Origin of the sequence: Paracoccus sp. 228 (assembly GCF_000967825.1) — a bacterium.
GTDB lineage: Bacteria > Pseudomonadota > Alphaproteobacteria > Rhodobacterales > Rhodobacteraceae > Paracoccus > Paracoccus marcusii.
On sequence record NZ_JYGY01000002.1, the window covers coordinates 496255 to 522128 of the forward strand.

The 25874-nt window shown below is 68.8% G+C and carries 29 protein-coding genes; 16 read left to right on the top strand and 13 right to left on the bottom strand.

What is annotated here, in order from left to right; translation table 11 throughout:
* The first annotated feature begins 28 nt into the window (after positions 1–28).
* Positions 29–1105, top strand: a complete 1077-nt coding sequence (locus SY26_RS07720; RefSeq protein WP_084693759.1) for a DUF2235 domain-containing protein — start codon at positions 29–31, stop codon at positions 1103–1105.
* Between the two features lie 7 nt (positions 1106–1112).
* Here SY26_RS07720 and metF read toward each other — a convergent pair whose 3' ends face one another.
* Positions 1113–1985 (bottom strand): methylenetetrahydrofolate reductase [NAD(P)H], encoded by an 873-nt coding sequence (gene metF / locus SY26_RS07725; protein WP_045981089.1) that lies wholly within the window; start codon positions 1983–1985, stop codon positions 1113–1115.
* A gap of 92 nt (positions 1986–2077) precedes the next feature.
* Here metF and SY26_RS07730 point away from each other — a divergent pair, with 92 nt between their 5' ends.
* The 3 genes from SY26_RS07730 to SY26_RS07740 all read left to right on the top strand — a co-directional run bounded on the left by SY26_RS07730 (position 2078) and on the right by SY26_RS07740 (position 4907).
* Complete coding sequence (locus SY26_RS07730) at positions 2078–2992, top strand: LysR family transcriptional regulator (protein WP_045981090.1); 915 nt, start codon at positions 2078–2080, stop codon at positions 2990–2992.
* Between the two features lie 73 nt (positions 2993–3065).
* Complete coding sequence (locus tag SY26_RS07735; protein WP_045981091.1) at positions 3066–3854, top strand: inositol monophosphatase family protein; 789 nt, start codon at positions 3066–3068, stop codon at positions 3852–3854.
* A gap of 99 nt (positions 3855–3953) precedes the next feature.
* Positions 3954–4907 (top strand): DMT family transporter, encoded by a 954-nt coding sequence (locus tag SY26_RS07740; RefSeq protein ID WP_084693760.1) that lies wholly within the window; start codon positions 3954–3956, stop codon positions 4905–4907.
* Here the strand turns inward: SY26_RS07740 and SY26_RS07745 are convergent.
* On the bottom strand, positions 4873–6936 hold the full coding sequence (locus SY26_RS07745) for a lytic transglycosylase domain-containing protein (RefSeq protein WP_052715191.1): 2064 nt from the start codon (positions 6934–6936) through the stop codon (positions 4873–4875). The two genes, SY26_RS07740 and SY26_RS07745, sit on opposite strands and share 35 nt — an antisense overlap.
* 123 nt (positions 6937–7059) lie before the next feature.
* Between SY26_RS07745 and dapA the strand changes: the two genes are divergently transcribed.
* On the top strand, positions 7060–7935 hold the full coding sequence (dapA, locus tag SY26_RS07750; protein WP_046000330.1) for a 4-hydroxy-tetrahydrodipicolinate synthase: 876 nt from the start codon (positions 7060–7062) through the stop codon (positions 7933–7935).
* 64 nt (positions 7936–7999) lie between these two features.
* On the opposite strand, the gene SY26_RS07755 is transcribed toward dapA, so the two are convergent.
* Together SY26_RS07755 and SY26_RS07760 are read right to left on the bottom strand one after the other, a co-directional pair.
* A complete protein-coding gene (locus SY26_RS07755; protein WP_046000011.1) occupies positions 8000–9199 on the bottom strand; it encodes a UbiH/UbiF family hydroxylase in 1200 nt (399 codons plus the stop codon).
* Between the two features lie 71 nt (positions 9200–9270).
* Complete coding sequence (locus SY26_RS07760; RefSeq protein ID WP_046000012.1) at positions 9271–9933, bottom strand: pyrimidine 5'-nucleotidase; 663 nt, start codon at positions 9931–9933, stop codon at positions 9271–9273.
* A gap of 64 nt (positions 9934–9997) precedes the next feature.
* On the opposite strand from SY26_RS07760, the gene SY26_RS07765 reads away from it, so the two are divergent.
* The 4 genes from SY26_RS07765 to SY26_RS07780 all read left to right on the top strand — a co-directional run bounded on the left by SY26_RS07765 (position 9998) and on the right by SY26_RS07780 (position 12656).
* A complete protein-coding gene (locus tag SY26_RS07765) occupies positions 9998–10621 on the top strand; it encodes a GntR family transcriptional regulator (protein ID WP_045981094.1) in 624 nt (207 codons plus the stop codon).
* Positions 10614–11246, top strand: coding sequence for a DNA-3-methyladenine glycosylase (locus SY26_RS07770; protein WP_084693761.1), 633 nt, complete (start codon positions 10614–10616; stop codon positions 11244–11246). The genes SY26_RS07765 and SY26_RS07770 overlap by 8 nt, the downstream gene beginning before the upstream one ends.
* Positions 11243–11899 carry an alpha/beta hydrolase gene (locus tag SY26_RS07775; protein ID WP_046000013.1) on the top strand — a complete coding sequence of 219 codons (657 nt, stop codon included), beginning with the start codon at positions 11243–11245 and terminating at the stop codon, positions 11897–11899. The genes SY26_RS07770 and SY26_RS07775 overlap by 4 nt, the downstream gene beginning before the upstream one ends.
* Before the next feature lie 157 nt (positions 11900–12056).
* Positions 12057–12656 (top strand): HNH endonuclease, encoded by a 600-nt coding sequence (locus tag SY26_RS07780; protein WP_045981097.1) that lies wholly within the window; start codon positions 12057–12059, stop codon positions 12654–12656.
* A gap of 4 nt (positions 12657–12660) precedes the next feature.
* Here SY26_RS07780 and SY26_RS21590 read toward each other — a convergent pair whose 3' ends face one another.
* Positions 12661–12834: a hypothetical protein gene (locus SY26_RS21590; protein WP_164871395.1), complete on the bottom strand. Its 174-nt coding sequence runs from the start codon at positions 12832–12834 to the stop codon at positions 12661–12663.
* Positions 12835–13055: 221 nt separating this feature from the next.
* Between SY26_RS21590 and SY26_RS07785 the strand changes: the two genes are divergently transcribed.
* On the top strand, positions 13056–13370 hold the full coding sequence (locus tag SY26_RS07785) for a multidrug efflux SMR transporter (RefSeq protein ID WP_045981098.1): 315 nt from the start codon (positions 13056–13058) through the stop codon (positions 13368–13370).
* Between the two features lie 174 nt (positions 13371–13544).
* Positions 13545–15383, top strand: coding sequence for a dihydroxy-acid dehydratase (gene ilvD, locus SY26_RS07790; RefSeq protein WP_046000014.1), 1839 nt, complete (start codon positions 13545–13547; stop codon positions 15381–15383).
* A 15-nt stretch (positions 15384–15398) separates the two neighbouring features.
* On the opposite strand, the gene SY26_RS07795 is transcribed toward ilvD, so the two are convergent.
* Genes SY26_RS07795 through SY26_RS07805 form a run of 3 tightly spaced genes read right to left on the bottom strand, consistent with a single transcriptional unit; the run spans position 15399 to position 16816 of the window.
* The gene (locus tag SY26_RS07795) at positions 15399–15848 is read right to left on the bottom strand and encodes a DUF305 domain-containing protein (protein WP_046000332.1); all 450 of its coding nucleotides are present in this window, start codon (positions 15846–15848) and stop codon (positions 15399–15401) included.
* A 57-nt stretch (positions 15849–15905) separates the two neighbouring features.
* A complete protein-coding gene (locus tag SY26_RS07800) occupies positions 15906–16364 on the bottom strand; it encodes an Lrp/AsnC family transcriptional regulator (protein WP_045981100.1) in 459 nt (152 codons plus the stop codon).
* Complete coding sequence (locus SY26_RS07805) at positions 16361–16816, bottom strand: Lrp/AsnC family transcriptional regulator (RefSeq protein ID WP_045981117.1); 456 nt, start codon at positions 16814–16816, stop codon at positions 16361–16363. Before SY26_RS07805 ends, SY26_RS07800 begins: the two co-directional genes overlap by 4 nt.
* Before the next feature lie 129 nt (positions 16817–16945).
* Here SY26_RS07805 and ilvC point away from each other — a divergent pair, with 129 nt between their 5' ends.
* Positions 16946–17968 carry a ketol-acid reductoisomerase gene (gene ilvC / locus SY26_RS07810; protein WP_045981101.1) on the top strand — a complete coding sequence of 341 codons (1023 nt, stop codon included), beginning with the start codon at positions 16946–16948 and terminating at the stop codon, positions 17966–17968.
* A gap of 124 nt (positions 17969–18092) precedes the next feature.
* Here ilvC and yghU read toward each other — a convergent pair whose 3' ends face one another.
* The gene (gene yghU, locus SY26_RS07815) at positions 18093–18956 is read right to left on the bottom strand and encodes a glutathione-dependent disulfide-bond oxidoreductase (RefSeq protein ID WP_084693762.1); all 864 of its coding nucleotides are present in this window, start codon (positions 18954–18956) and stop codon (positions 18093–18095) included.
* Positions 18957–19055: 99 nt separating this feature from the next.
* Here yghU and SY26_RS07820 point away from each other — a divergent pair, with 99 nt between their 5' ends.
* On the top strand, positions 19056–20135 hold the full coding sequence (locus tag SY26_RS07820) for a PA0069 family radical SAM protein (protein WP_046000015.1): 1080 nt from the start codon (positions 19056–19058) through the stop codon (positions 20133–20135).
* On the opposite strand, the gene bmt is transcribed toward SY26_RS07820, so the two are convergent.
* The 4 genes from bmt to rpsF all read right to left on the bottom strand — a co-directional run bounded on the left by bmt (position 20132) and on the right by rpsF (position 22555).
* Positions 20132–21106 (bottom strand): betaine--homocysteine S-methyltransferase, encoded by a 975-nt coding sequence (gene bmt, locus SY26_RS07825; protein WP_046000334.1) that lies wholly within the window; start codon positions 21104–21106, stop codon positions 20132–20134. The genes SY26_RS07820 and bmt overlap by 4 nt on opposite strands.
* Positions 21107–21269: 163 nt before the next feature.
* Positions 21270–21860, bottom strand: coding sequence for a 50S ribosomal protein L9 (rplI, locus tag SY26_RS07830; RefSeq protein ID WP_046000016.1), 591 nt, complete (start codon positions 21858–21860; stop codon positions 21270–21272).
* 13 nt (positions 21861–21873) lie between these two features.
* Positions 21874–22101 (bottom strand): 30S ribosomal protein S18, encoded by a 228-nt coding sequence (gene rpsR, locus SY26_RS07835; RefSeq protein WP_042247758.1) that lies wholly within the window; start codon positions 22099–22101, stop codon positions 21874–21876.
* A 13-nt stretch (positions 22102–22114) separates the two neighbouring features.
* The gene (rpsF, locus tag SY26_RS07840) at positions 22115–22555 is read right to left on the bottom strand and encodes a 30S ribosomal protein S6 (protein WP_045981105.1); all 441 of its coding nucleotides are present in this window, start codon (positions 22553–22555) and stop codon (positions 22115–22117) included.
* Positions 22556–22778: 223 nt separating this feature from the next.
* On the opposite strand from rpsF, the gene speB reads away from it, so the two are divergent.
* The 3 genes from speB to prmC all read left to right on the top strand — a co-directional run bounded on the left by speB (position 22779) and on the right by prmC (position 25737).
* Positions 22779–23738, top strand: a complete 960-nt coding sequence (gene speB / locus SY26_RS07845) for an agmatinase (protein WP_046000017.1) — start codon at positions 22779–22781, stop codon at positions 23736–23738.
* 110 nt (positions 23739–23848) lie between these two features.
* Positions 23849–24904: a peptide chain release factor 1 gene (gene prfA, locus SY26_RS07850; protein ID WP_046000018.1), complete on the top strand. Its 1056-nt coding sequence runs from the start codon at positions 23849–23851 to the stop codon at positions 24902–24904.
* Positions 24901–25737, top strand: a complete 837-nt coding sequence (gene prmC, locus SY26_RS07855) for a peptide chain release factor N(5)-glutamine methyltransferase (protein ID WP_046000019.1) — start codon at positions 24901–24903, stop codon at positions 25735–25737. The genes prfA and prmC overlap by 4 nt, the downstream gene beginning before the upstream one ends.
* Positions 25738–25874 lie beyond the last annotated feature (137 nt).

Sequence of the window (25874 nt, forward strand, 5' to 3'; positions counted from 1 at the left end):
CTCATGCCCCCATGCTAGGCTTGGGGGCATGAGCGTGACCAGACCACCCACCATCCATGTCGTGCTGATGGACGGCACCTTCGCGTCGCTGGCCGATGGCAGGCGCAGTTCCATCGGCCGCATCCACCGCCTGCTGACGGGCCAGCTGGGTGCCCTGCCACCCGGACGCATCCGCGTCCATTACGGCATGGGACAGCAATGGACCCGCTGGCGCACGCTGCCCGACCTGGTCATGGGCCGTATCCTGGAAACCCGCATCACCGATGCCTATGGCTGGTTGGCCAGCGGCTATCGCCCCGGCGACCGGATCTTCATGCTGGGTTATTCCCGCGGGGCCTTCGCGATCCGCAGCCTGGCGGGGATGATCAGCCGCGTGGGCCTGCTGCAGGCGCAGGCGGCGACCGAACGCCACATCCGGCTGGCTTGGCGCTATTATCACCAAGGGGGCACGCCGCAGGCGATGGCCGCCTTCCGGCGCAGGCGCTGTCATGCGCAGGCGCCGATCCGCATGGTCGGCTGTTTCGACACGGTGATGGCCCTGGGCCTGCGCCTGCCGGTGCTGTGGATGCTGACGGAGCCGCGCTTCCGCTTTCACGACGCGCATCTGGGGCAGGGGATCGAGCACGGGTTCCAGGCCCTGGCCCTGGACGAGACCCGCGCCGCCTTTGCGCCGCTGCTGTGGGATGATGCCCATGCGGCGGGCCGGATCGAACAGATGTGGTTTCGCGGCGCGCATTCCGACATCGGCGGACAGCTGTCCGGGTTCGAGATGTCGCGGCCCCTGGCGAACATCCCGCTGGTCTGGATGCTGGACCGGGCCGAACAGGTCGGCCTGCCGTTGCCGCCCGGATGGCGGGGGTTGTTTCCGGGCGATCCCGCGGCGCCGTCGATCGGGTCATGGCGCAACTGGGGCAAGGCGTTCCTGGCGCGCACGCCCCGCCTTGCCGGCCGCTACATGACCGAGGCGCTGCATCCGACGGTGCCAAGACCCGTTGCCGGCCCGGCCCGCCTGACCGGACACCTGACTGCGCACCGCCCGCCGCGTCGCAGATCGCCCGCCACCATCGCCGCGCGCTGGCGCCGCCCGCCCGTCGATCCCGCCTGAGGGGTGGTCAGGCCACGGCCTCCAGCCCGGCCTTGGGGCGCACGCCCAAGGCGGCGCAGACGTCGCGGGTCAGCTCGGGACGGTTCAGCGTATAGAAATGCAGCTGGTCCACGCCGCCCGCGATCAGCTTTTCGCACAGGTCCACCGACAGGTCGGTCGCAAGCGCGCGCTGTGCGTCGGGGCCGTCCAGGGCCGCAAGCTGGAACGCCTCCTCGGCCCAGTCCGGGACGGTGGTGTTGCAGGTCGCGGCGAACCGCTTGGTCCCGGCCCAGCTTTGGACCGGCAGCAGGCCGGGGATGATCGGCGCGTCGATGCCGGCCGCGACGCATTTGTCGCGAAAGCGGAAAAAGGTTTCGGGCTCGAAGAAGAACTGCGTGATGGCGCTGGTGGCCCCGGCCTCGATCTTGCGCTTCAGCCAGGTCACGTCGGCATCGCCATCGGCGCTGTCCGGGTGCGGTTCGGGATAGGCGCCGCAGCGGATCGTCATGTCGCCGCGCGCGGCGATCGCCTCGATCAGTTCGACCGAATTGGCGAAGCCGTCGTCATGCGGGGTGAAGCGGTCGGCCCCCTTGGGCGCATCGCCGCGCAGCGCCACGATCTGGGTGATCCCGGCATCGGCATAGGACTGCACGATCTCCATCGTCTCGGCGCGGGTGGCCTCGACGCAGGTTAGATGCGCCGCGACCTGCAACCCGAATTGGCGGTTGATCGTGGTCACGGCCTCATGGGTCAGCTTGCGGGTCGTGCCGCCGGCGCCATAGGTGACAGACACGAAATCGGGGGCCAGCGGGGCCAGCACCTTGGCGGTCTCCCACAGCTTGAACGAGGCTTCCAGCGTCTTGGGCGGGAAGAACTCAAAGCTGACGTTCGGCGTGGTCATGGCGAATCCCTTCGTGTTGGCGGCTCTTGTGCCATGAGGCGCGGCGTGAGACAAATTCATAATCTTCAACATCAACGTGAGGGCGTTTCATCATGCATCTGGAACTGCGCCATCTGCGCACCGTGCATGCGATCCACGAACAGGGCGGCCTGGCCCGCGCCGCCGAGGTGCTGAACATCACGCAGAGCGCGCTGTCCCACCAGGTCAAGGCGCTGGAGGAACAGTCAGGCGCCCAGCTGTTCGTGCGTCGCGCCAAGCCCATGCGCCTGTCTGCCGCGGGCATGCGCCTGCTGCGCCTGGCCGAACAGGTCCTGCCCCTGGTCGAGGCGACCGAGGCAGAGTTCAAGGGCGTCGAGGCCGGGCGCATCGGCCGGCTGCACATCGCGATGGAATGCCACGCCTGCTTTGACTGGCTGCTGCCGGTCTTGGACATCTTTCGCCGCGCCTGGCCCGACGTGGACGTGGACATCCGCCAGCGCCTGGCCTTTGGCGCGCTGCCCGCGCTGGTGCGCGAGGAGGTGGACCTGGTGATCTCCTCGGACCCCGAGGATCTGGCGGGCGTCACCTTTCAGCCGCTGTTCGACTATGCGCCGACCCTGGTCGTGCCGGCGGGCCATCCGCTGGCGGCCAAGGGCCATGCCGATCCCGCCGATCTGGCCGCCGAGACGCTGATCACCTATCCCATGGACCGCGCACGGCTGGACGTGTTCAGCCAGTTCCTGACGCCCGCGAACATCGAACCCGCGCGCCAGCGCACGGTCGAACTGACCGCGGTGGCGCTGATGCTGGTGGCATCCGGGCGGGGCGTCGCGGTCATGCCGGACTGGGTCCTGCGGCGCGAGGCCGCGAACCCGGAACTGGTGCTGCTGCCGCTGGGGCCGCAGGGGATCCGCCGCCGTCTGTACGCGGCCGTGCGGTCGGACGACCTGTCGCAGCCCTACATGGCGCATGTGCTGCGCCTGTCGCGCACCGAACCCCTGCGGATGCTACGCGGCCCGTCCAGCTAGGCCGGCGCGTGATGCTTGGCTTTCCGCCGCGTCTGCCCTATGACGCGGCCAACCCCAATTCCCGGAGCACCCGATGGCAAGCGCCAATCTGAACGTGATGATCAAGGCCGCCCGCAAGGCGGGTCGCGCCCTCGTCAAGGATTTCCGCGAGGTCGAGAACCTTCAGGTCAGCGTCAAGGGCGCCGGCGATTTCGTCACCCGCGCCGACCGCGAGGCCGAACGCCTGATCAAGGAAGAGCTGATGACCGCCCGCCCCAGCTATGGCTGGCTGGGCGAGGAGACCGGCAAGACCGAGGGCGACGACCCCACCCGCCGCTGGATCGTGGACCCGCTGGACGGGACGACGAACTTCCTGCACGGCCTGCCGCACTGGGCCGTCTCCATCGCGCTGGAGCACAAGAAGGAGATCGTCGCCGCGGTCATCTTCGACGCCGCCAAGGACGAGATGTTCGTGGCCGAAAAGGGCACCGGCGCCTATATGAACGACCAGCGCCTGCGCGTGTCGGGCCGCACCAAGCTGTCCGAATCGGTGTTCTCGACCGGGATCCCGCATGCCGGGACCGGCCCGCTGCCCGCGATGATCCAGGATCTGGCCCAGCTGATGCCCGTCTGTGCGGGCGTGCGCGGTTTCGGGTCCGCGGCGCTGAACCTGGCCTATGTCGCCGGCGGCCGGTTCGACGGCTATTGGGAACGCGGCACGAAATCCTGGGACGTGGCCGCGGGCATCCTGATGGTGCGCGAGGCCGGCGGCTTCGTCCACGGCATCCGCGAGGGCGACGATCCGCTGGAATCGGGTCGTCTCATCGCGGCGAACCCCACCCTGCTGGACCCCTTCGCCAAGATCATCCGCGCCCGCGACTAGGCTGCAACAGGTCAGGGTTGCAGACCGTGCAACCCTGACCCTCGCTTGACCTTGCGGAATGGCGGGCGCAACAGGGGGCAACCCTGAAGGCGCCCGCTTATGTCCGACGACCGACCGACCCAGCCCTATGCCGCATCCGCCGCCGTCGCGGCGCCGCCCCCGGTTCCGCCGCAGGGGCAGGCCCCCGTGCGCGACCGCACCGGCCTTGCCATCGCCATGATGTGCGCGGTCAGCCTGATCTTCGCCTTCCAGGACGTGTTCTCTCGCATCCTGGGCGGGGGCTATCCGCCGGTGCTGATCGTGATGATCCGGTACTGGGTCTTTGCGCTGTTCGTGATCGCGTTGGTCGCACGCCAGCCGGGCGGGTTGAAACGCGCCATCCGCACGAAACGCCCCCTGACCCAGATCGCCCGCGGCGTGATCCTGGCGCTGGAGGTGCTGATCATGGTCGAGGCCTTCGTCCGCCTGGGCCTGATCGAGACGCATGCGGTCTTTTCCGTCTATCCGCTGCTGGTCGCGGCCCTGTCCGGGCCGGTCCTGGGCGAGGCGGTCGGATGGCGGCGCTGGACGGCCATCGCGGTGGGCTTTGCCGGGATCATCGTGATCCTGAACCCCGGCGGCGGGGTTATCAGCATGGCGGCGCTGCTGCCCTTTGCGGCGGCGCTGATGTTCGCGCTGTACGGCCTGCTGACGCGACACGTGTCGCGCGACGATCCGGCGATGGTCAGCTTTTTCTGGACCGGGGTGTCGGGGGCGGTGGCCATGACGCTGGTGGGCATCTGGGACTGGCAGTGGCTGGCACCGATGGACTGGGTCTGGATGGCCTGCCTGTGCGTCTGCGGCATGACCTCGCATTACCTGATGATCCGCAGCTATGAACTGGCCGAGGCGTCGGCCCTGCAGCCCTTCGGCTATACGCAGCTGGTCTGGGTCAGCATCCTGGGCGTGGTCCTGTTCAACGAGACCCTGCGCGCCAACGTCGTGATCGGGGCCGCGATCGTGGTCGCGGCCAGCCTGTTCACTCTGTGGCGACAGCGGATGCGGTCGCGCTGAGCCAGCCTTCGGGCAGGCGCGGACCGATGAAGGGCTTGGGCCGCGGCTTGGCCGACAGGGCCAGCGTCAGGCGCGCCGGCGGGGGCGGCACCGCGCCGCCGCCCGACAGGTCCCACCGGGTGACGACCGGCGCGGGCGTGCCATGGATGCGCGCACGATAGATCGGCAGCGCCTCGGTCACGCGCATGACGTAATTGCGCGTCTCGTCGAAGGGGATCAGCTCGACCCAGTCCACGGGATCGGCATCGCGGCGCAGGTCGCCGAAATCGTTCAGCCAACGCGCGGACCGCCCCGGGCCGGCATTGTAGCCCGCCGCGATCAGCGCCACGGACGGGCCGAACCGGTCGGCCAGGTCGATCAGGTATTGCGACCCGATCCGCGCGTTGTAGCTGGCATCGCTGGACAGGCGCGCCAGATCATAGGGCATGCCGATCTGGCGCGTGACCTGTTCGGCGGTGCCGGGCATCACCTGCATCAGCCCCTGCGCGCCGACCGGGCTGGAGGCCGTGTGGTTGAATTCGGATTCCTGCCGCGCGATGGCCATGACCAGTTCCGCCGGCGGGCCCAGATCCTCGCGCTCCAGCCCGGTCAGGGGAAAATGCGCGACGGGCCAGATGACGCCCTGGTTCGCCGACTGCTTGGCCAGGCGCAGCCCGTGCCAGGGGGTCCCGGCCTCATACATCAGGCGCGACATGCGGGCGATGTCATCGGGGGCCGCGGTTTCCGCCAAATGCAGCAGAAAGCGCTGCGCGTCGTCGCGTCGGCCGCTGGCGACCAGCCACAGGCCTGCGCGAAAGACTGGATTCTCGCGCAGCGCGCTGCCGCGCCAGTCGGGCAGGGTGTCGATGGCCGCGTCGGCCACGGCGTAATCGGCGGGCAGGCTGCGGCCGACCTTCTCCATCGCCAGCTGACCGTAATAGGTGCCGGGCAGGTCGGCCGCGGCACCAAAGGCCGTGCGGGCGGCGGTATCGTCGCCCAGGGCCTCATGCGCGCGACCCTGCCAGTAGAAGGCGCGCGACTTGCTGATCGCGGCGCCGACGACGGTTTCCAGATGGTCGAAATGCGTCAGCGCGCGGGCCGCATCGCCGGTCTTCAGCGCGGCAAAGCCCGCCAGCCATTCGAGGTCGGCGTAATGGCGGTTGTCGGGCGTCAGGAAATGCGGCGTGGCCAGGCGCAGCGCGCGGTCCCAGTCGCCGTTCCGCATGGCCAGCCGCGTGTAATCCACCCGCATCGACGCCCATCGCGCGGGGTCGCGCAGCGCCTCCGCGCTGGTCGAGGATTCCAGCAGCAGGGTCTGGGCGCCCTCATGCTGCTTTGCGCCCACGCGCCAGTCGAAGCGGTCCATCGCCAGGCCCGGATCGGCGCGCAGGTCGGCGTGCAGCGCCAGGATCAGGTCGTCGACGCCGGCACGGCCCGCCTGCACGGCGATCCGGGCGCGGGGCAGGGGGCGGTCGGCCTCGGGCAGGCGGGCCAGCAGGCGTTCGGCCTGTGCCCATTCCCCCGCATCCAGCATCGCGGTGATGCGCACGGGGATCAGCGGCAGCAGTTCGGGAAAGGCGGCCAGCAGGGCGGCCTCGTCCTCGGCCGGCAGGGGTTGCGTGGTGAAGAAGGCCTGTCGGGTCCGGGCGGCATCGGCGTCGGGCAGGATCGCGGTCAGCGCGTTCAGGCCGGCCCGCGTGGTGGGGCTGCGGCCGTCGAACCACAGGCGGATGTCGTCGGGATCGGCGCCGGGACGCAGCCGCGCCTCTCCGCGCTGGATCAGCAGGTCGAGGCCGGGCCAGTCGGGATGGTTGCGCAGAAAGCCCGCGTAATCGGCGAAATCGCCGTGGCCTGCGCGCAGGGCGTGCCAGCCGACCAGCGCCTCGCCCAGGGGGCCTGCGGCGCGGGCGGCGTCACGGGCGGTCACCCAGTCCTGGACCTGGGTCGCGGCCAGGGCCAGCGCCATCGCGCCCGGATCCTCGGCCCGTGCGGGCAGGGCCAGGGACAGGGCCAGAAGGCCCGCCATCGTCATGTCACGCAGAAGTCGCATCACCACCCTGTGTCACCGTCAAACGCCCCGCGTGCAATTCACAACCTTGGCAAGTTCGCGGCCCTTGGTTAGGGATGGCCGCGCAATTGCCTGCTTTCACCAAGGATCATCATGGAGCGTGTCATGTTCAAAGGGTCGATGCCAGCCCTGGTCACGCCGTTCACCCCGGACGGCGAGCTGGATCTGGACACGCTGAAGAAGCTGGTCGAATGGCATGTCGAGCAGGGCAGCCACGCCATCGTGCCCGTGGGCACCACCGGCGAAAGTCCCACCCTGACCCATGACGAGCATCGCACCGTCATCGAGGAGGTGGTGCGTGCGGTGAACGGTCGCATCCCGGTCATCGCGGGCGCCGGGTCGAACTCCACGCGCGAGGGTATCGGCCTGCTGCAGCACGCGGCCAGCGTGGGCGCGGATGCGGGTCTGGTCGTCACGCCCTATTACAACAAGCCGACGCAGGCGGGGCTCATCGCGCATTACACCGCGCTGACCGAGGCCTGCGACCTGCCGATCATCATCTACAACATCCCCGGGCGGTCGGTCGTCGACATGATGCCCGAGACGATGGGCGTCCTGGCGAAGATCCCGTCAATCATCGGGGTCAAGGACGCGACCGGCAAGCTGGAGCGCGTGAGCTGCCAGCGCATGACCTGCGGGGCGGATTTCATCCAGCTGTCCGGAGAGGATGCGACGGCCCTGGGCTTCAACGCGCATGGCGGGGTGGGCTGCATCAGCGTGACCGCGAACGTCGCCCCGCGCCTGTGCGCGCAGTTCCAGGAGGCCACGCTGCGCGGCGATTACGCAGCGGCGTTGGAGATCCAGGACCGGCTGATGCCGCTGCATCTGGCGATCTTCGTCGAGCCGGGGCTGGTGGGCGCGAAATACGCGATGTCGCGCCTGGGCCTGTGCCACGAGCGGGTGCGCCTGCCGCTGACGCCGCTGACCGAACCGACGCGCCATCTGATCGACGCGGCGCTGGAGCATGCGGGCCTGATCTGAGTGCGTCCCGCGACGGCGGGGGGCCAGCCCCCCGCACCCCCCGGTGTCGAGCGGTGCCGGTGTCTTAGCTGAGACCCAGGCCGGCCCGCATCATCAGCCGACGCACGGGTGCGATTCCGTACAACCCGCCCAGAGCCGCGGCGCGCAGGTCGCGCAGCGGGCGCAGTTGCGCCTGGCTGGCACGGTTCAGGGCGTCGATGGCAAGGATGCGTGCATAGGCGTCCGGACGGCGCGTGCGGTTGTAGCGGGCAAGGCCGTCGGCGCTGCCCGGGTCGGCGCGGCTGAGCTCCAGTAGCGCCGAGAGGTCGGCCAGGCTCATGTTCAGGCCCTGCGCGCCGATGGGGGGCAGGACATGCGCGGCCTCGGCGATCAGCGCGGTGCGGGGGCCGGCGAAGCGGTCGGCGATTTGGCTGATGATTGGCCAGGCGGTCAGGGGGGTCGCCTGGCGCAGATGGCCCAGCACCCCGGCGGAACGGTCGTTCAGTGCGGCCTCAAACTCTGGGGCGGGAAGGGCCGTCAGCGCGTCGATGGCGGCGGCATCGTCCATCCAGACCACGGCCGAACCAGGCTGTCCGTCGCGGTCGGGCAGGGGGACCAGCGTGAAGGGCCCGCCGGAGCGGTGCACCTCGGTCGAGACGTTGTGGTGGGGCTGTTCATGCGTGACGGCGAAGGCCAGCGCCTTCTGGCGATAGCGCCAGGTGCGCACCCCGATGCCCAAGGCGCGCCGGACCGCCGAATCGCGGCCGTCCGCGCCGATCAGCAGGCGGGCGCGCAGGCGACGGCCGTCGGTCAGGGTCACCACCGCGCCTTCGGAGCGGGGCAGGACCGTCGCCGTGCCGGTGCCGTGGATCACCCGGACCGAGAGCAGGGCGCGGGTGCGCGCCATCAATTCGCGCCGCATCAGCCAGTTGGGCAGGTTCCAGCCGAATGGCTGGTCGCCGATCTCGGCCGCGTCGAAGTCGCGGGTCAGGCGCGGTGTGGCGGTGGCGCCCCCGGCATCGACGATGCGCATCACCTGCAACGCGGTGGCGTGGGGGGCGAGGCGCTCCCACAGCCCGATGCGTTCGAAAAGCGCGACGGACGGCATCAGGAAGGCGGTGGAGCGCAGGTCGGCGCCCGCCGCGTCCTCCTCCGTCACCGGCGGGGCGGGATCGACGCAGAGGACCGAGAACCCCTCGGCTCCGAAGGCGCAGGCGGCGATCAGACCGGCCAGCCCGCCGCCCGAGATCAGGATGTCGATGTCGTCGATGCGCGTGTCGGTCATGGCAGGCCCCTTCGGTTCCGGGTCAGACTGCCCCGCCGCGCGGGCGGGGGAAAGGGGCGGCGCTGTCGCAGTCAGACCAGCGCGCAAAGAAATCCGGTCAGGTCATGGGTGCGGTGCTGGACATGCGGGCCGACCCCGCCGGTTAGCGCGTCGGGCCCGTGGCGACCGTCGCCCACAAGCACGGTGCGCATGCCCAGGTCGTGCGGGACGATCAGGTTGCGCGGGTCATCCTCGAAGAACGCGGCCCGCGTGGGGTCGATGCCGGACGCGGCCAGGATCGGCGCATAGGCGCGGGGGTCGGGCTTGGGGTGAAAGCCCGCCTCCTCGATGCCATAGACGGCGTCGAACAGGTCCTCGGGCAGGGCGCGGGCGGCCAGCACGCGGCGGGCATAACCCGCGTCGCCATTGGTGTGGATGATCCGCCGCCCCGGCAGGGCCGCGATGGCCGCGGCCAGGTCTGGGTCTGGCTCCAGCACCGAAAAGTCGATGTCGTGCACGTCGGCCAGATAGGCCGCGGGATCGACCTGATGTTCGGCCATCAGCCCGGCCAGCGTGGTGCCGTGCAGCCGCCAGTAATCCGCGCGCAGGCGGTTCGCGTGATCCTGCGGCACGTCCAGCGCGCGCATCATCCAGGCGGTCATCCGGACCTCGATCTGCGCGAAAAGCTGCGCCTCGGGCGGGTAGAGGGTGTTGTCCAGATCGAAGATCCAGGCGGTGACATGCGAAAAATCCATGGCAGAGGCATAGCTTGCGCGCTGGCCGCTTGCAATTCGGCGCGCGCGGGCCAATCGTTCGCGGATGAAAGACGCCTATTCCCTGATCCTGACCGCCATCGAGGGCGGCACATACCGCCCCGGCGACCGGCTGGTCGAATCCGAGCTGGCCGAGCGGTTCGGCGTCAGCCGCACCCCCGTACGCGAGGCGCTGCAGCGGCTGGAGACCCAGGCCATGCTGGTGCGCGACGGGCGCAGCCTGATCGTGGCATCACTGGACCACAACCAGCTGGCCGAGCTCTATACCGTGCGGGCCGAGCTGGAGGCGCTGGCCGCCCGCCTGGCTGCCCGCCACGCGACGCCCGAGGAGGTGCGCGTGCTGGCCCAGATGGTCGAGGAGGACCGCCGCACCAAGGGCGACCCCGAGGCGCTGGCGCGGGCCAACAAACGATTCCACCGGCAGATCCATCTGGCATCGCACAACCGCTATCTGGTGCAGCAGCTGGACCTGGTGCATCGGACCATGGCGCTGATGGCGCGGACCTCGCTGGCCGCCGAGGGGCGGGGCGAGACCGCGCTGGCCGAACATGCCCGCATCGTCGAGGCGATCGCGGCAGGGGACGGGGCGGCGGCGGATCGTGCGCTGCGCCAGCATATCTCGATGGCGTGGGAGACGCGGCTGAAGCTGGAGGCGCAGGCGGGTGGCTGAGCCGCGCCTGATCCTGACCCAGGCCGACATCGACGAAGGGGCCGCGCATCTGGCGGCCGTCTGCCCGGTCTGGGCGCGGGTGCTGCCCCAGCTTGGGCCGCTGCCACTGCGCCGCCAGCCGGACGGGTTCGCGGCGATCGCGCAGGCCATCGTGGGCCAGCAGGTCTCGGTCGCGGCGGCGGCGGCGATCTGGGGGCGGCTGCAGGCCGCTGGGCTGGACCGGGAGGCGACGCTGCGCGAGGCCGATGACGACAGCCTGCGTGCCGCGGGCCTGTCGCGTCCCAAGGCGCGCTATCTGAGGGGGATCGCCGCGGCGGGGCTGGATTGGCAGGGCCTGCGCGATCTGCCCGATGATGAGGCCATGGCGCGACTGGTGGCCCTGCCGGGCATCGGGGTCTGGACGGCCGAGATCTATCTGAAGTTCGCGCTGGGTCGCAGGGACGTCTTCGCGGCGGGCGACCTGGCACTGCAGGAGGCGGCGCGCGGCATGTTCGGCTTGTCCGAACGGCCCGGGCCCAAGGCCCTGCGCGCGCTGGCCGAGCCTTGGGCGCCGTGGCGCGCGGTTGCGGCGCGGGGGCTCTGGGCCTATTACCGCTGGGCCAAAGGACGCGAGGGAATATCATGACCGAACCGCTGCAATCCGCCCGCCGGGGCCCCGAGAAGGCCGGATCGGTCGTCGTCTTCCTGCACGGCTATGGCGCCGACGGGACAGACCTTCTGGGCCTGTCCGAGCCTCTGGCGCCGCATCTGCCTACGACGGCCTTCTATGCGCCCGACGCGCCCGAGCCGTCGCGCAACAATCCGATGGGGTTCCAGTGGTTCCCGATTCCCTGGCTGGACGGATCGTCCGAGGTCGATGCCCGCATCAGCATGGGCCAGTCGGTGACCGCGCTGAACGAATTCCTGGACACCGTGCTGGCCGCCGAAGAGCTGACCCCCGACCGGATGGTGCTGGTGGGCTTTTCCCAAGGCACGATGATGGCGCTGCACGTGGCCCCGCGCCGTGACGTTGCCGTGGCGGGGGTCGTCGGATTTTCGGGCCGCCTGCTGACCCCCGAGGTCCTGGCGGAGGAGGCGCAGGTCAAGCCGCCGGTCCTGCTGATCCATGGCGACCAGGACGAGGTGGTGCCCTTCGACGACATGTCCCTGGCTGGCCAGACCCTGCAGGAGGCGGGATTCACCGTCTATGGCCACGTGATGCAGGGGACCGGGCACGGCATCTCTCCGGACGGGTTGTCGGTCGCGCTGGCCTTTCTGAAGGAGCATCTGCCCGACTGATCGCGGGGTCGTCACGCTGCTGTCATCCTGGGCGTCTATGGGATGGTCCGTCGGGAATAGATGCGGGGGCTTGCCAGATCACCGCCGCCAGATATAGTCGACGCAACGGATCTGACGGGCGCCCCGGTCAACCCCACGGGGCAGACGGGAAGGCGCTATGCTGGACGACCATCTTCATTCCGATTTCCGAACGCAGTTCGTGCGCGAGCCGGCCAACCTGCGCCATTTCCCGGCGCTGGTCCTGAATGCCGATTACCGGCCGCTGTCCTATTATCCGCTGTCGCTGTGGCCGTGGCAGGAGGCGATCAAGGCGGTGTTCCTGGACAGGGTGACCATCATCGCCGAATACGACCATGAGGTGCGAAGCCAGCGACAGGCGTTCCGCATCCCCTCGGTGGTGGTGCTGAAGGATTTCGTCCGGCCCCAGAAGCGCGTGGCATTCACGCGCTTCAATCTTTTTCTGCGGGACGAATTCTGCTGCCAGTATTGCGGGGCCAAGGGCGATCTGACCTTCGACCATGTCGTGCCGCGGTCGCGCGGCGGGATCACCAGCTGGGAGAACGTGGTCGCAGCCTGTTCGCCCTGCAACCTGAAGAAGGCCAACCGCAGCCTGCGCCATTCCGGCATGCAGCTGCGCAAGCCCGCGCGCCGACCGTCGGCGGACGAGATGCATGCGATAGGGCGGCGCTTTCCGCCGAACCATCTGCACGACAGCTGGATGGACTTCCTGTACTGGGACGCCGAACTGGATAGCTGAGCGATCAGCCGTCGTGATCGTGGCGGTCGCGGTTGTTCAGATGCACCAGCACCGCACCGCTGAGCGCCAGCAGCAGGAAGGCGATCGGGGGAACGCCCGCCGACAGACCCGCCCACAGCGTCACCGCGGCGGCCAGGATCGTCACGGCGATCAACGCGAGGAAATGGGTCAGCGGCATGGGACACTCCTTCTCCTGACATTCAATATGGGCCGCATGGGTCGGGTTGGGAAGGCCATGCAGAGAATGCGCGACGTTTTGACGGGGACGGGGCGGGATCGCGCCGAGATCCGGCGTCTTGACCGGGGGAATCAGGCGTCCTAGATGGGGCGGCAGAGGACGACCTCCCCCTGACGGGCTGACACTTCCGGGACGGCCCGGATCATTCGGAGGGTTCAGCCATGCCATGGCTTCTTCTGTTCACGGCCGGTCTTCTGGAAATCGTCTGGGCGACGGCGATGAAATATTCGGCCGGGTTCACGCGCCCCATCCCCACCATCGTGATGGTCGTCGGCATGATCGCGTCGTTCTGGCTGCTGGCGACGGCGATGCGGTCGCTGCCCCTGGGGACGGCCTACATGGTCTGGACGGGCATCGGCGCGGTGGGCAGCTTTGTCGTGGGTGTGGTGTTTCTGGCAGAGCCCGTCACCGCGATGCGAATGGCGGCGGCGGGGATGATCGTCGCAGGCATCGTCACGATGAAGCTGGCCTCCTGACAGGCCCGAGGGCGGGGCGCGCTTGCGTCCCGCGACGGCCGGGGACGCTGCGCCCCCCGGACCCCCCGCCGCGTCGCGCCCTGCCGACAGAAAACCGCTAAATTCCCGCGTCGGGGGTAATTTCCTTCCGCGCCGAGGGGTGATAGACGCAATGCCAGCCAAAGGAGATCCGCCATGCCCGCCTATCGTTCCCGCACCACCACCCATGGCCGCAACATGGCCGGCGCACGGGGCCTGTGGCGCGCGACAGGCGTGAAGGACAGCGATTTCGGCAAGCCGATCATCGCCATCGTCAACAGCTTCACCCAGTTCGTGCCCGGCCATGTCCACCTGAAGGACCTGGGCCAGCTGGTCGCCCGCGAGGTCGAGGCAGCCGGGGGCATCGCCAAGGAATTCAACACCATCGCGGTCGATGATGGCATCGCCATGGGCCATGACGGCATGCTGTACTCGCTGCCCTCGCGCGAGGTCATTGCCGATTCGGTGGAATACATGGTCAATGCGCATTGCGCCGACGCGATGGTGTGCATCAGCAACTGCGACAAGATCACGCCCGGCATGCTGATGGCGTCGCTGCGCCTGAACATCCCCACCGTCTTCGTGTCGGGCGGGCCGATGGAGGCCGGCAAGGTCGTGCTGCAGGACGGTCGCGTCAAGGCGCTGGACCTGGTCGATGCCATGGTCGCGGCGGCCGATGATTCGGTCAGCGACGAGGATGTGCAGGCGATCGAACGGTCGGCCTGCCCGACCTGCGGGTCCTGTTCGGGGATGTTCACGGCCAATTCGATGAACTGCCTGACCGAGGCCTTGGGCCTGTCCCTGCCGGGCAACGGATCGACCCTGGCGACCCACGCCGACCGCAAGCGGCTGTTCGTCGAGGCGGGCCACCTGATCGTCGACCTGGCCAAGCGCCATTACGAGGGTGACGACTTCAGCGTCCTGCCCCGCAACGTGGCCAGCTTTGCCGCCTTCGAGAATGCGATGACGCTGGACATCGCGATGGGCGGGTCGACCAACACCGTCCTGCACCTGCTGGCCGCGGCGCACGAGGCCGAGATCGATTTCACCATGTCCGACATCGACCGCCTGTCGCGCAAGGTGCCGGTGCTGTGCAAGGTCGCGCCCGCGAAATCGGACGTGCACATGGAGGACGTCCATCGCGCCGGCGGCATCATGGCCATCCTGGGCCAGCTGGACCGCGCCGGGCTGCTGGACACCTCGGTGGGCAGCGTCCATTGCGGCACGCTGGCGCAGGCGCTGGACCGGTGGGACGTGTCGCGCACGACCGCGGCGTCGGTGCACGATTTCTTCCGCGCGGCACCGGGCGGGGTGCCGACGCAGACCGCGTTCTCTCAGGCGAACCGCTATGACGATGTGGACCTGGACCGCGAGGCGGGCGTGATCCGGTCGTCGGAGCACGCGTTCTCGCGCGATGGCGGGCTGGCGGTGCTTTACGGCAACTTGGCCGAGGACGGCTGCATCGTGAAGACCGCGGGGGTGGACGATTCGAACCTGACCTTCGAGGGGCCCGCGCATATCTTCGAAAGCCAGGACGACAGCGTCAGCGCCATCCTGACCGGCAAGGTCAAGGCCGGAGAGGTCGTGCTGATCCGCTACGAAGGACCGCGCGGCGGGCCGGGGATGCAGGAGATGCTGTATCCGACCAGCTATCTGAAATCCAAGGGCCTGGGCAAGGAATGCGCGCTGGTGACCGACGGGCGGTTCTCGGGCGGGTCGTCGGGGCTGTCGATCGGCCACGTGTCTCCCGAGGCGGCCGAGGGTGGCACGATCGGCCTGGTCGAGCAGGGCGACCTGATCCGCATCGACATCCCGAACCGCAAGATCGAGCTGGTGGTCGACGACGCGACCCTGGCCGCCCGCCGCGCCACCCGCGATGCGGAAGGCTGGAAGCCCGCCAAGCCGCGCAAGCGCAAGATCACCACCGCCCTGCGCGCCTATGCGGCGATGACCACCAGCGCGGCCAAGGGCGCCGTCCGGGTGATCCCGGAGTAAGTGGCGGGGCGCCGGTCACCTGGCGCCCTCCAATGCGCCGATCAGCGCCTCCATCTCGGCGATCTCGCGGCGCTGCGTCTCGATGATGCCATCGGCCAGCGCGCGGACACGGGGATCGGTGATCTTTGCCCGGGTGCTGGTCAGGATGGCGATGGAGTGATGCGGGATCATCGCCTTCATCCAGGACACCTGGTCCACCGTCGCCTGACTGCGCACCATCGCGACGCCCAGGCCAAGGACGACGACCGCCCCCGCCAGGACCGCGACATTGGCGCGGCAGTTCGCGAACATCCCCCACATCGCGACCAGCATCACGATCGCCATCCCGCCCCCCATATACAGGGCCACCCAGGCGCGGGTCTGACTGAACCGGACATGCGACAGATCCCAGGTGTTCAGATACATCATCGCGAACATCGCAACGGTCGAGACGGCGATGGTCGTCAGAAAGCGGGCATGGGTCATGGCATGGCCTTTCATAAGAAGTGCCTGCCCCAACAGGGGACCCACGTCGATGTTCCCTCAGCCCAAGGGACCGGGGCGGCGTTCCTCGGACAGCATCACGTTCGCCTCGACCTGGCCCACGCCGGGCAGGGTCATGATGCGGCGGCGCAGGATGCGCTCGAAATCACTGATGTCGCGGGCGGTGATTCGCAGCCGGTAGTCGAACTGGCCCAGGACGTGCTGGACCAGCTGCACTTCGGGGATGGCGGTGACGGCGCGTTCGAAATCCTCAAGTCCGGTGCGGCCCTTGGCGGCCAGCTTGATCCCCAGGAACACGGTCACGCCAAAGCCGAGCGCGGCCGGGTCCAGCACCACGCGCCGGCCGGCGATCACGCCCTGATCCGTCAGCCGCCGGATGCGCCGCCACGCGGCAGGCTGGCCGATGCCGACCGCGCGCCCGATATCGGCGGCGCTGGTGGTCGCGTCGCGTGCCAGCGCCCGCAGGATGGCCAGATCGGTCGCGTCCAGGTCGGTCACAGGGCCAGATCCTCGCTGTCCTTGATGGTCGCGACCAGCATCAGCGCGTCCAGTTCGGCGATATGCGGCAGGGTCAGGATGCGGTCGCGATAGACCTGCTGCCAATGCGCCATGTCGCGGGCGATGACCGAGGCTCGCCAGTCGACGCTGCCCAGGAAGGACTGGATCTCGATCACCTCGGGGACCTGGCGCAGGGCTGCGACGAACTCGTCGAAGGCGCGCGGGTTGGTCTTGTCCAGCGTGAAGCGCAGGCTGACCTCGACCGCCCAGCCCATCGCGCGCCAGTCGATGCGGGCCTGCACGCCGCGCAGGACGCCGGCCTCGCGCATACGCTCCATCCGTCGCCACAGGCTGGCCGCGGTGACGCCCGCGCGTTCGGCCAGCGTCGCATTGGCGGCGGCGGGATCGGCCAAAAGCTGGCGCAGGATGCGGCGATCGGTGGGGTCAGGCATGAAAGTCATGGAAATTGCATTATCATGGCATGATCTTTTCGCAAGGTGCCTGAATCCCTGATCGAATGTGGAGGTTCGAACCCTGTCCACGGGCTAGAACGGTGTCAGCAAATCGAAAGGACTTCCCCCATGCGCGTTTACTATGACCGCGATTGCGATGTGAACCTGATCAAGGACGCCAAGGTCGCGATCCTGGGCTATGGCAGCCAGGGCCATGCCCACGCCCTGAACCTGCGTGACAGCGGTGCCAAGAACGTCGTCGTCGCCCTGCGCGAGGGCAGCCCGTCCGCCAAGAAGGCCGAGGGCGAGGGCCTGAAGGTCATGGGCATCGCCGAGGCCGCCGCCTGGTGCGACGTCATCATGTTCACCATGCCCGACGAACTGCAGGCCGAGACCTACAAGAAGTACGTCCATGACAACCTGCGCGAAGGCGCGGCGATCGCCTTTGCCCACGGCCTGAACGTGCATTTCGGCCTGATCGAGCCCAAGCCCGGCGTCGATGTCATCATGATGGCGCCCAAGGGCCCCGGCCACACGGTGCGCGGCGAATACACCAAGGGCGGCGGCGTGCCCTGCCTGGTCGCGGTGCATCAGAACGCGTCGGGCAAGGCGATGGATATCGGCCTGTCCTACTGCTCGGCCATCGGTGGCGGCCGGTCGGGCATCATCGAGACCAACTTCCGCGAGGAATGCGAGACGGACCTGTTCGGCGAACAGGCGGTCCTGTGCGGCGGCCTGGTCGAACTGATCCGCATGGGCTTCGAGACGCTGGTCGAGGCCGGCTACGAGCCCGAAATGGCCTATTTCGAGTGCCTGCACGAGGTCAAGCTGATCGTCGACCTGATCTACGAGGGCGGCATCGCGAATATGAACTACTCGATCTCGAACACGGCCGAATACGGCGAGTACGTGTCCGGCCCGCGCATCCTGCCCTATGACGAGACGAAAGCCCGCATGAAGGCCGTCCTGCGCGACATCCAGACCGGCAAGTTCGTGCGCGATTTCATGCAGGAGAACGCCGTCGGCCAGCCGTCATTCAAGGCGACGCGCCGCATCAACGACGAACACCAGATCGAACAGGTCGGAGCCAAGCTGCGCGAGATGATGCCTTGGATCTCCAAGGGCAAGATGGTCGACCGCGCGCGCAACTGATCGGTCGAAGCCGGGGGTTTCACACCCCGGGCCCCCGTGGGGTATTTGGGCAAAGAAGATGTCATTCTCCTTTGTCAAATACCCTGGGGGGAGTCCGAAGGACGGGGGGCAACGCCCCCCGTCCTCATGCCTGCAGCTTGTCCTGCGTCTTCGTCTGGAAATCCGACGCGTCATGGCGTTCATGCAGCTGTTTCGCGGGATCACCGGACACGTTGTTCACCATGATGCCACGCTGAACCGCCGGGCGCGCCGCGATCTCGGCCTGCCAGCGATGCAGGTTGCGATAGCTTTCGGCATCCAAGAAGGTCGCCGCATCGCCGTAGGCGCCCCCCGTGATCAGTCGCCCGTACCAGGGCCAGATCGCCATGTCGGCGATGGTGTAGTCATCGCCCGCGATGAAGCGGCTGTCGGCCAGGCGCTTGTCCAGCAGGTCAAGCTGACGCTTGACCTCCATCGTAAATCGGTCGATCGCGTATTCGATCTTGGTGGGTGCATAGGCGTAGAAATGCCCGAAGCCGCCGCCCAGATAGGGGCCCGCGCCCATCTGCCAGAACAGCCAGTTCAATGTCTCGGTTCGTGCGGCGGAATCCGTGGGCAGGAAGGCCCCGTATTTCTCGGCCAGGTACAGCAGGATGGATCCTGATTCGAAGACCCTCTGCGGGGGGCTGACCGAATGGTCCATCAGTGCGGGGATCTTGCTGTTCGGGTTCGCCTCGACGAAGCCGCTTCCGAACTGATCGCCGTCACCGATCTTGATCAGCCACGCGTCATATTCGGCGTCATGGCCGGCCTCCAGCAGTTCCTCCAGCAGGATCGTGACCTTCTGCCCGTTGGGCGTTGCCAGCGAATAAAGCTGCAGCGGATGCTGGCCCACGGGCAGGTCGCGGTCATATTGGGCCCCGGCGGTGGGCTTGTTGATGCTGGCAAACTGGCCGCCATTCTCCTTGCCCGGGGTCCAGACCTTGGGCGGGGTATAGTCGTCGCTCATCGGGATGTCCTGTGATTGCATGGGATCAGAGATGTGGGCGGGCTTGCGGAACATCAACCGGGGGCTTGCGATGTTCTTATTACGTTCTATAATTGCAGGATGCTTCCGCCCCGTGATCCCGACCAGCGCCTCAAGGCCCGTGGGGCCGACACCCGCCCCGCGGGGCGGTACGAACAGCAGGTCAGGACCCGCGAATCCGACGACTGGGACATCGCCGAGGATCAGTCCCTGCTGCGGACCGAGGTGACGGTCGAGCGCCCGCGCAGCATCATCACCCGCAACACCTCTCCGGACATCAGCTTCGACCGGTCGATCAATCCCTATCGGGGGTGCGAACATGGCTGCATCTACTGCTATGCGCGGCCGACGCATGCCTGGCTGGGCCTGTCGCCGGGCCTGGATTTCGAGACGCGGATCACCGCAAAGCCCGATGCGGCCGACCTGCTGGCGCGCGAACTGGCGCGGCCCAGCTATCGCCCCGCGCCGATCGCCCTGGGCACGAACACCGATCCCTATCAGCCGGTCGAAAAGCGGCTTGCGATCATGCCCGGCATCCTGCGGGTGCTGCGCGATTGGAACCACCCGGTGACACTGGTGACGCGAGGCCAGACCGTCCTGCGCGATCTGGACCTCTGGGCGGAACTGGCGGCGCGCGATCAGGCCTCGGTGGGTGTCAGCATCACCACGCTGGACGCGGATCTGGCCCGCACGCTGGAACCGCGCGCGCCGGCACCCGCGACCCGTCTGCGGATGATCCGCGATCTGTCGCGCGCAGGCGTGCCCGTCCGCGTGATGGTCGCCCCGGTCATCCCCGTCCTGACCGAGCCCGAGATCGAGGCGATCCTGACCGCCGCGCGCGAGGCCGGGGCCACCACCGCCACGATGATCCCCCTGCGCCTGCCGCATGAGGTGGCGCCGCTGTTTCGCGACTGGCTGGAACGGCACCGGCCGGGGATGGCCGCGCATGTGATGAACCGCGTGCAGGACATGCGCGGCGGGCGCGACAACGACCCGCGTTTCGGCCACCGGTTTCGCGGAGAGGGCCTGCACGCGCAACTGGCCCAGCAGCGGTTCCGGCTGGCGCGAACCAGGTTGGGGTACCGCACGGGCGGGCCGGCGCTGGACTGTTCGCGGTTCGGGCCGCCGCCCAAGGCCGGGGACCAGCTGTCGCTGTTCTAGTGGCGGCGGTCGTCCTCGCCGCAGCTGCTGAAGGCGCCCAGCTGTGCGGTGATCCGGTCCAGCGCGGGGCGGGGGCCGCGGGGGCGGGTCTCCAGCGCCTCGTGCATCGCGCGCAGATGCGCGGACATGGTCCCGCAGCAGCCGCCGATGATCCGCACGCCCAGGTCGCGCGCAAGGCAGGCGTAATCGGCCATCAGCTCGGGCGTGCCGTCGTAATGGATATGGCCGTCCTGCAGATGCGGCACGCCCGCATTGCCCTTGGCGATGGTCGGGCGTTCATTGCCCGATGCGGCAAGACCGGTGACCGACCGCAGCAGGTCGGACGCGCCGACGCCGCAATTGGCGCCATAGGCCACGGGCGGATTGGGCAAACGTTCCACCGCGGCGGCCAGCTGTCCGGGCGTGACGCCCATGATCGTGCGGCCCGCGGTGTCAAAGCTGAGGCTGCCGCACCAGGCCATGCCGACCAGGCGCGCGGCCTCGGCCGCGGCGCGCAGCTCCTCCAGCGAGGAGAGCGTCTCGACCCACAGGATGTCGGCGCCGCCGTCGCGCAGCGCCTCGGCCTGTTCGTGGAACATCTGGACGGCACGCGCATGGGTCAGGCTGCCCATCGGGGCCATGAATTCGCCGCTGGGGCCCATGCTGCCCGCGACGATGACGGTGCGGCCCGCGCGGTCGGCCTGATCGCGGGCGATCTGGGCGGCGCGGCGGTTCAATTCGGTGACGCGGGCAGCTGCGCCGTGGCGCGCCAGGCGGCTGGCATTCGCGCCAAAGCTGTTGGTCAGGAACAGATCGGACCCGGCCTCGATCGCGCTGCGGTGCAGGGCGGCGATGCGGTCGGGATGGGTGGCGTTCCAGATCTCGGCCGGGGTGTCGGCGTCCAGGCCCATGTTGAACAGGGCGGTCCCCGTCGCGCCGTCGGCCAGCACATGCGGGCGGGTCTGCAGCATCAGGGACAGCGCGTCGGTCATCACCACTTCCTTGGCCACGGCCAAGGGGGCCGGGGCGATGTCGGGTCCAGTCATCAGGTCCATGTCGGGATGTGTCACAGCAAGGAGAATTTTGACAGGAACGAATGAAAAACCGCGCCGGTTTCCCGGCGCGGCAAAAAAGTCTGCGCTTGATCCGGTGTGATCAGTTGCGGTCGCGGTCGTCGCCTTCGCCGTCATCGGCACCGCCGATGTCGTCGAACAGTTCGGCGATCTCGAACTCGGCCTCGGCGTCGGCTTCGGCGGCCATGTCCTGGATGGACTTGCCCTGCGCCTGCAGCTCTGCCTCTTCGGCCGAGCGGGCGACGTTCATGGTGATCGTCGCCTCGACTTCCGGGTGCAGCACGACGGTGACGTCATGCAGGCCCAGGTCCTTGATCGGCTCGCGCAGGACGACCGACTTGCGGTCGACGGTGAAGCCGGCCTTGGTCGCGGCCTCGGCCGCGTCACGCGTGGTGACCGAGCCGTACAGCGCGCCCGAATCGGATGCGGAACGGATGACCACGAAGGTCTGGCCGTCCAGCTTGTCCGCGATCTTCTGGGCTTCGGCCTTCGACTCCGCGTTGCGGGTCTCCAGCTGCGCCTTCTGACCTTCGAACGCCTTGATGTTGGCTTCCGACGCGCGCATCGCCTTGCCCTGGGGCAGGAGATAGTTGCGTGCGAAGCCTTGCTTGACGTTCACGACTTCGCCCATCTGGCCCAGCTTGGCCACACGTTCCAGCAGGATGACTTGCATCGTTCAGGTCTCCTTACTTGACGACATAGGGCAGCAGGGCCAGGAAACGCGCGCGCTTGATGGCACGGGCCAGCTCGCGCTGTTTCTTGGCCGAGACGGCGGTGATGCGCGAGGGCACGATCTTGCCGCGTTCGCTGATGTAGCGCTGCAGCAGGCGGGTGTCCTTGTAGTCGATCGCAGGTGCGTTATCGCCCGAGAACGGGCAGACCTTGCGACGACGGAAGAAGGGTTTGTTGGCCATTCGTCAGATCCTCTCAGTTCCGCTCGCGGCGTTCGCCGCGGTCGCCGCCACGATCACCACGGTCGCCGCGATCGCGGTCGCCACGGTCGCCCCGGGGACGGTCGCCACGGTCACCGCGCTCGCCACGCTCTTCGCGCTTCTGCATCTGGACCGAGGGGCCTTCCTGATGCTCGTCCACGCGGATGGTCATCACGCGCATCACGTCATCATGCAGGCGGGCCAGGCGTTCCATTTCCAGCACGGCGCCCGAGGGGGCGTCGGTGCGCAGGAAGGCATAGTGGCCCTTGCGGTTCTTGTTGATCTTGTAGGCCAGGGTGCGCACACCCCAGTATTCGTGCTCGACGACCTTGCCGCCATTGTCGGCGAGAACGGTCGAGAAGTGTTCGATCAGCCCTTCGGCCTGCGTGTTCGACAGGTCCTGGCGGGCGATCAGCACATGCTCGTACAGAGGCATGGCGATCCTTTCGGTTTCAATGCGCATTTCATCGACGGGCCGTCCCTTCCGCACCCGTCACGAGAGGCTGCGCCGTTACAGTCAAGCTCAGGCGGAAGGATGGCGTGTCATAGCAGCGAACCGCGCGGATGCAAGGGTTTTCGCCCCCGGCCGCGTCCGGCGCCCCTTGCGCCCGTCCATGCGCGCGGCCAATCTGGCCGCCGGCACGACAGGGGGAGCGGCGATGGCGCTGGAAGATGCGAAGACCCAGGTGGATCAGGCCTTCACGCGCGACAGCCTGCGCGGGCTGTCCTTCGAGAATGCCTTTGGCGGGGCCACCAGCTTTCTGCGCCGCCGCTATACCAAAGACCTGGGCGGCGTCGACGTCGCGGTGACGGGCATCCCCTTCGACCAGGCGGTGACCCACCGGCCCGGCACACGCTTTGGACCGCGCGCGATCCGCGAGGCGTCCAGCCTGCAGGCCTTCGATCCGCCCTATGGCTGGGGCTATGATCCGATGGCGGTGCTGGATGTGGTCGATTACGGCGACATGGCGTTCGATTACGCAAATGTCCGCGAGGTGCCGGCCCGGATCGAGGCGCATGTCGGCGCGATCCTGGATGCGGGTGCGGCGCCGATCACCCTGGGGGGCGATCATTTCATCACGCTGCCGATCCTGCGCGCGGTCGCGGCGCGGCGGGGGCCCGTGGCACTGATCCAGTTCGATGCGCATTCCGACACATGGGTCGACGACGACCCGGACCGGATCGACCACGGCACGTTCCTGTACAAGGCGATCAAGGCGGGGATCGTGGACCCGGCGGCCAGCGTGTCGATCGGCATCCGCACCGACAATCCCGACACGCTGGGCGTGACCATCCTGGATGCGCCGTCGGTGCATCGGGACGGGATCGAGGCGACGCTGTCGCGGGTGCGGGCGGTGGTCGGCGACCGGCCCTGCTATGTGACCTTCGACATCGACGCACTGGACCCGGCCTTTGCGCCGGGCACCGGCACCCCGGTCTGGGGCGGGCTGGCCAGCTGGCAGGCGGCGGCGCTGCTGCGCGGGCTGGCGGGGATCGACCTGATCGGCGGCGACGTGGTCGAGGTCTCTCCGCCCTATGACACGACCGGGGCCACGGCGATCGCGGGCGCGCATGTCGCGCTGGAGCTGATCGCGCTGTTCGGCTGGTCGCGGCGATGAGTTGCGTCCCGCGCCGCGCCGGGGGGCTGCGCGCCCCCCGGACCCCCCCGGCGTCGTGCCGGGATGCAAGGGCGCTTGTACGGTCCGGGGCCGGGGGGTAAGCCGCATCCATGTTGCCCCAGGACCGCCTTGACCAGATCGCCGCCCGCTTCGAGTTTCTCGAGGCGCAGCTGAATGCCGGCCCCGCCGCCGACCAGATCGCCAGGATCAGCCGTGAATATGCCGAGCTGAAGCCCGTCGTGGCCCAGATCGACCGCTGGCGCGCTGCCCAGGACGGGCTGGTCGAGGCCCGCGCCCTGCTGGCCGATCCCGAGATGCGCGACCTGGCCGAGGACGAGCTGCGCCGCCTGGGCGCATTGCTGCCCGCGCTGGAGCAGGACCTGCGGCTGGCGCTGCTGCCGCGCGATGCCGCGGACGCGCGCCCCGCGATCCTGGAGATCCGCCCCGGAACCGGGGGCGACGAGGCCGCGCTGTTCGCGGGCGACCTGCTGGAGATGTACCGCCGCCACGCCGAGGCCCAGGGCTGGCAGTTCCAGACGCTGGAACTGACCCGGACCGAGCTGGGCGGCATCAAGGAGGCCATCGCCCGGATCGAGGGCGAGGGCGTCTTTGCCCGCCTGAAATACGAATCCGGCGTGCACAGGGTGCAGCGGATCCCCTCGACCGAATCGGGCGGGCGGATCCATACCAGCGCGGCCACCGTGGCCGTCCTGCCCGAGGCCGCCGAGGACGTCGAGATCGACATTCCCGCGACCGACATCCGCATCGACACGATGCGCGCGTCCGGCGCGGGCGGCCAACATGTCAACACGACCGATTCGGCCGTGCGCATCACCCACCTGCCCACCGGCATCGTCGTCACCAGCAGCGAGAAGTCGCAGCACCAGAACCGCGCCAACGCGATGGCCGTGCTGCGCGCCCGTCTCTATGACATGCAGCGCGCCGCCGCCGATGCCGAACGATCCGCCGACCGGCGCGCGCAGGTCGGCAGCGGCGACCGCAGCGAGCGCATCCGCACCTATAACTTTCCGCAGGGCCGCATGACCGACCACCGCATCAACCTGACGCTTTATGCCCTGGACCGGGTCATGGCCGGCGACCTGGCCGAGATCATCGACGCGCTGACCGCCCATGACCAGGCCGCCCGCCTGGCCGAGGCGCAGTGAGGCTGTCGGACGCCCAGGCCCAGGGCACGGCGCTGCTGCGCGCGGCGGGCATCGCGGGCGCGTCGCGCGACGCCGACCGCATCCTGGCCGCGGTGCTGGAGATCGAGCCGGGCCAGCTGCGCATCACCGACGACCGCGCGCTGACCGACGATCAGGCGACGCAGTTCAACCGCGGCATCGCGGCCCGCGCCCTGCGCCAGCCCGTGGCCCAGATCACCGGTTTCCGCGATTTCTGGGCGCATCGCTTCAAGGTCACGCGCGACACGCTGGACCCGCGCCCCGAGACCGAGGCGCTGGTCGAGGCGGCGCTGGCGCGGCCCTGGCGGCGGGTGCTGGACCTGGGGACGGGGACGGGGGCGATCCTGATCTCGCTTCTGGCGGCGCGTCCGGGGACGACGGGGCTGGGCACCGACATATCCGAGGCCGCGCTGCAGGTGGCGCGTCACAATGCCCGGCGGATCGGCGTCGACGCGCGGTTCCGCCAGGCCGACTGGCTGGACGGGGTCGAGGGGCCGTTCGACCTGGTCGTGTCGAACCCGCCCTATATCGCGGCGATCGAGATGGCGCTGCTGGACCCCGACGTGCGCGACTGGGAACCCCGCCATGCGCTGACGGACGAAGGCGACGGGCTGGGTGCCTATCGCACCATCGCGGCGGGCGTGCGTGGCCTGCTGTCGCCAAAGGGCGCCGCCCTGGTCGAGATCGGACCGACCCAGGGCGCGGCGGTCGCGGCGCTGTTCCGGGCGCAGGGCGCGCAGGTCCGCGTGCTGCCCGATCTGGATGGGCGCGACCGGGTGGTGCTGGCGGATTTCGCGCCCGCTGCGGCGGTTTGACGCCCATTTCGGCGTGATTTTCGCAGTTTTCCCTTGTCTGGCCCGTCATTGCATGGTTAGTCGGCAGCGTGCGACAGGCCCTAGCCGTCGCATGGGTCAGCCTGGCAACTGCCGATACCGAAGGGGTGCATCTGGTG

Excerpts from the sequence above, each read along its gene's own strand:
- SY26_RS07720 (WP_084693759.1), top strand. The coding sequence starts at position 29 with ATGAGCGTGACCAGACCACCCACCATCCATGTCGTGCTGATGGACGGC.
- metF (WP_045981089.1), bottom strand. The coding sequence starts at position 1,985 with ATGACCACGCCGAACGTCAGCTTTGAGTTCTTCCCGCCCAAGACGCTG.
- SY26_RS07730 (WP_045981090.1), top strand. The coding sequence starts at position 2,078 with ATGCATCTGGAACTGCGCCATCTGCGCACCGTGCATGCGATCCACGAA.
- SY26_RS07735 (WP_045981091.1), top strand. The coding sequence starts at position 3,066 with ATGGCAAGCGCCAATCTGAACGTGATGATCAAGGCCGCCCGCAAGGCG.
- SY26_RS07740 (WP_084693760.1), top strand. The coding sequence starts at position 3,954 with ATGTCCGACGACCGACCGACCCAGCCCTATGCCGCATCCGCCGCCGTC.
- SY26_RS07745 (WP_052715191.1), bottom strand. The coding sequence starts at position 6,936 with ATGCGACTTCTGCGTGACATGACGATGGCGGGCCTTCTGGCCCTGTCC.
- dapA (WP_046000330.1), top strand. The coding sequence starts at position 7,060 with ATGTTCAAAGGGTCGATGCCAGCCCTGGTCACGCCGTTCACCCCGGAC.
- SY26_RS07755 (WP_046000011.1), bottom strand. The coding sequence starts at position 9,199 with ATGACCGACACGCGCATCGACGACATCGACATCCTGATCTCGGGCGGC.
- SY26_RS07760 (WP_046000012.1), bottom strand. The coding sequence starts at position 9,933 with ATGGATTTTTCGCATGTCACCGCCTGGATCTTCGATCTGGACAACACC.
- SY26_RS07765 (WP_045981094.1), top strand. The coding sequence starts at position 9,998 with ATGAAAGACGCCTATTCCCTGATCCTGACCGCCATCGAGGGCGGCACA.
- SY26_RS07775 (WP_046000013.1), top strand. The coding sequence starts at position 11,243 with ATGACCGAACCGCTGCAATCCGCCCGCCGGGGCCCCGAGAAGGCCGGA.
- SY26_RS07780 (WP_045981097.1), top strand. The coding sequence starts at position 12,057 with ATGCTGGACGACCATCTTCATTCCGATTTCCGAACGCAGTTCGTGCGC.
- SY26_RS21590 (WP_164871395.1), bottom strand. The coding sequence starts at position 12,834 with ATGCCGCTGACCCATTTCCTCGCGTTGATCGCCGTGACGATCCTGGCC.
- SY26_RS07785 (WP_045981098.1), top strand. The coding sequence starts at position 13,056 with ATGCCATGGCTTCTTCTGTTCACGGCCGGTCTTCTGGAAATCGTCTGG.
- ilvD (WP_046000014.1), top strand. The coding sequence starts at position 13,545 with ATGCCCGCCTATCGTTCCCGCACCACCACCCATGGCCGCAACATGGCC.
- SY26_RS07795 (WP_046000332.1), bottom strand. The coding sequence starts at position 15,848 with ATGACCCATGCCCGCTTTCTGACGACCATCGCCGTCTCGACCGTTGCG.
- SY26_RS07805 (WP_045981117.1), bottom strand. The coding sequence starts at position 16,816 with ATGCCTGACCCCACCGATCGCCGCATCCTGCGCCAGCTTTTGGCCGAT.
- ilvC (WP_045981101.1), top strand. The coding sequence starts at position 16,946 with ATGCGCGTTTACTATGACCGCGATTGCGATGTGAACCTGATCAAGGAC.
- yghU (WP_084693762.1), bottom strand. The coding sequence starts at position 18,956 with ATGAGCGACGACTATACCCCGCCCAAGGTCTGGACCCCGGGCAAGGAG.
- SY26_RS07820 (WP_046000015.1), top strand. The coding sequence starts at position 19,056 with ATGCTTCCGCCCCGTGATCCCGACCAGCGCCTCAAGGCCCGTGGGGCC.
- bmt (WP_046000334.1), bottom strand. The coding sequence starts at position 21,106 with ATGACCGACGCGCTGTCCCTGATGCTGCAGACCCGCCCGCATGTGCTG.
- rplI (WP_046000016.1), bottom strand. The coding sequence starts at position 21,860 with ATGCAAGTCATCCTGCTGGAACGTGTGGCCAAGCTGGGCCAGATGGGC.
- rpsR (WP_042247758.1), bottom strand. The coding sequence starts at position 22,101 with ATGGCCAACAAACCCTTCTTCCGTCGTCGCAAGGTCTGCCCGTTCTCG.
- rpsF (WP_045981105.1), bottom strand. The coding sequence starts at position 22,555 with ATGCCTCTGTACGAGCATGTGCTGATCGCCCGCCAGGACCTGTCGAAC.
- speB (WP_046000017.1), top strand. The coding sequence starts at position 22,779 with ATGGCGCTGGAAGATGCGAAGACCCAGGTGGATCAGGCCTTCACGCGC.
- prfA (WP_046000018.1), top strand. The coding sequence starts at position 23,849 with ATGTTGCCCCAGGACCGCCTTGACCAGATCGCCGCCCGCTTCGAGTTT.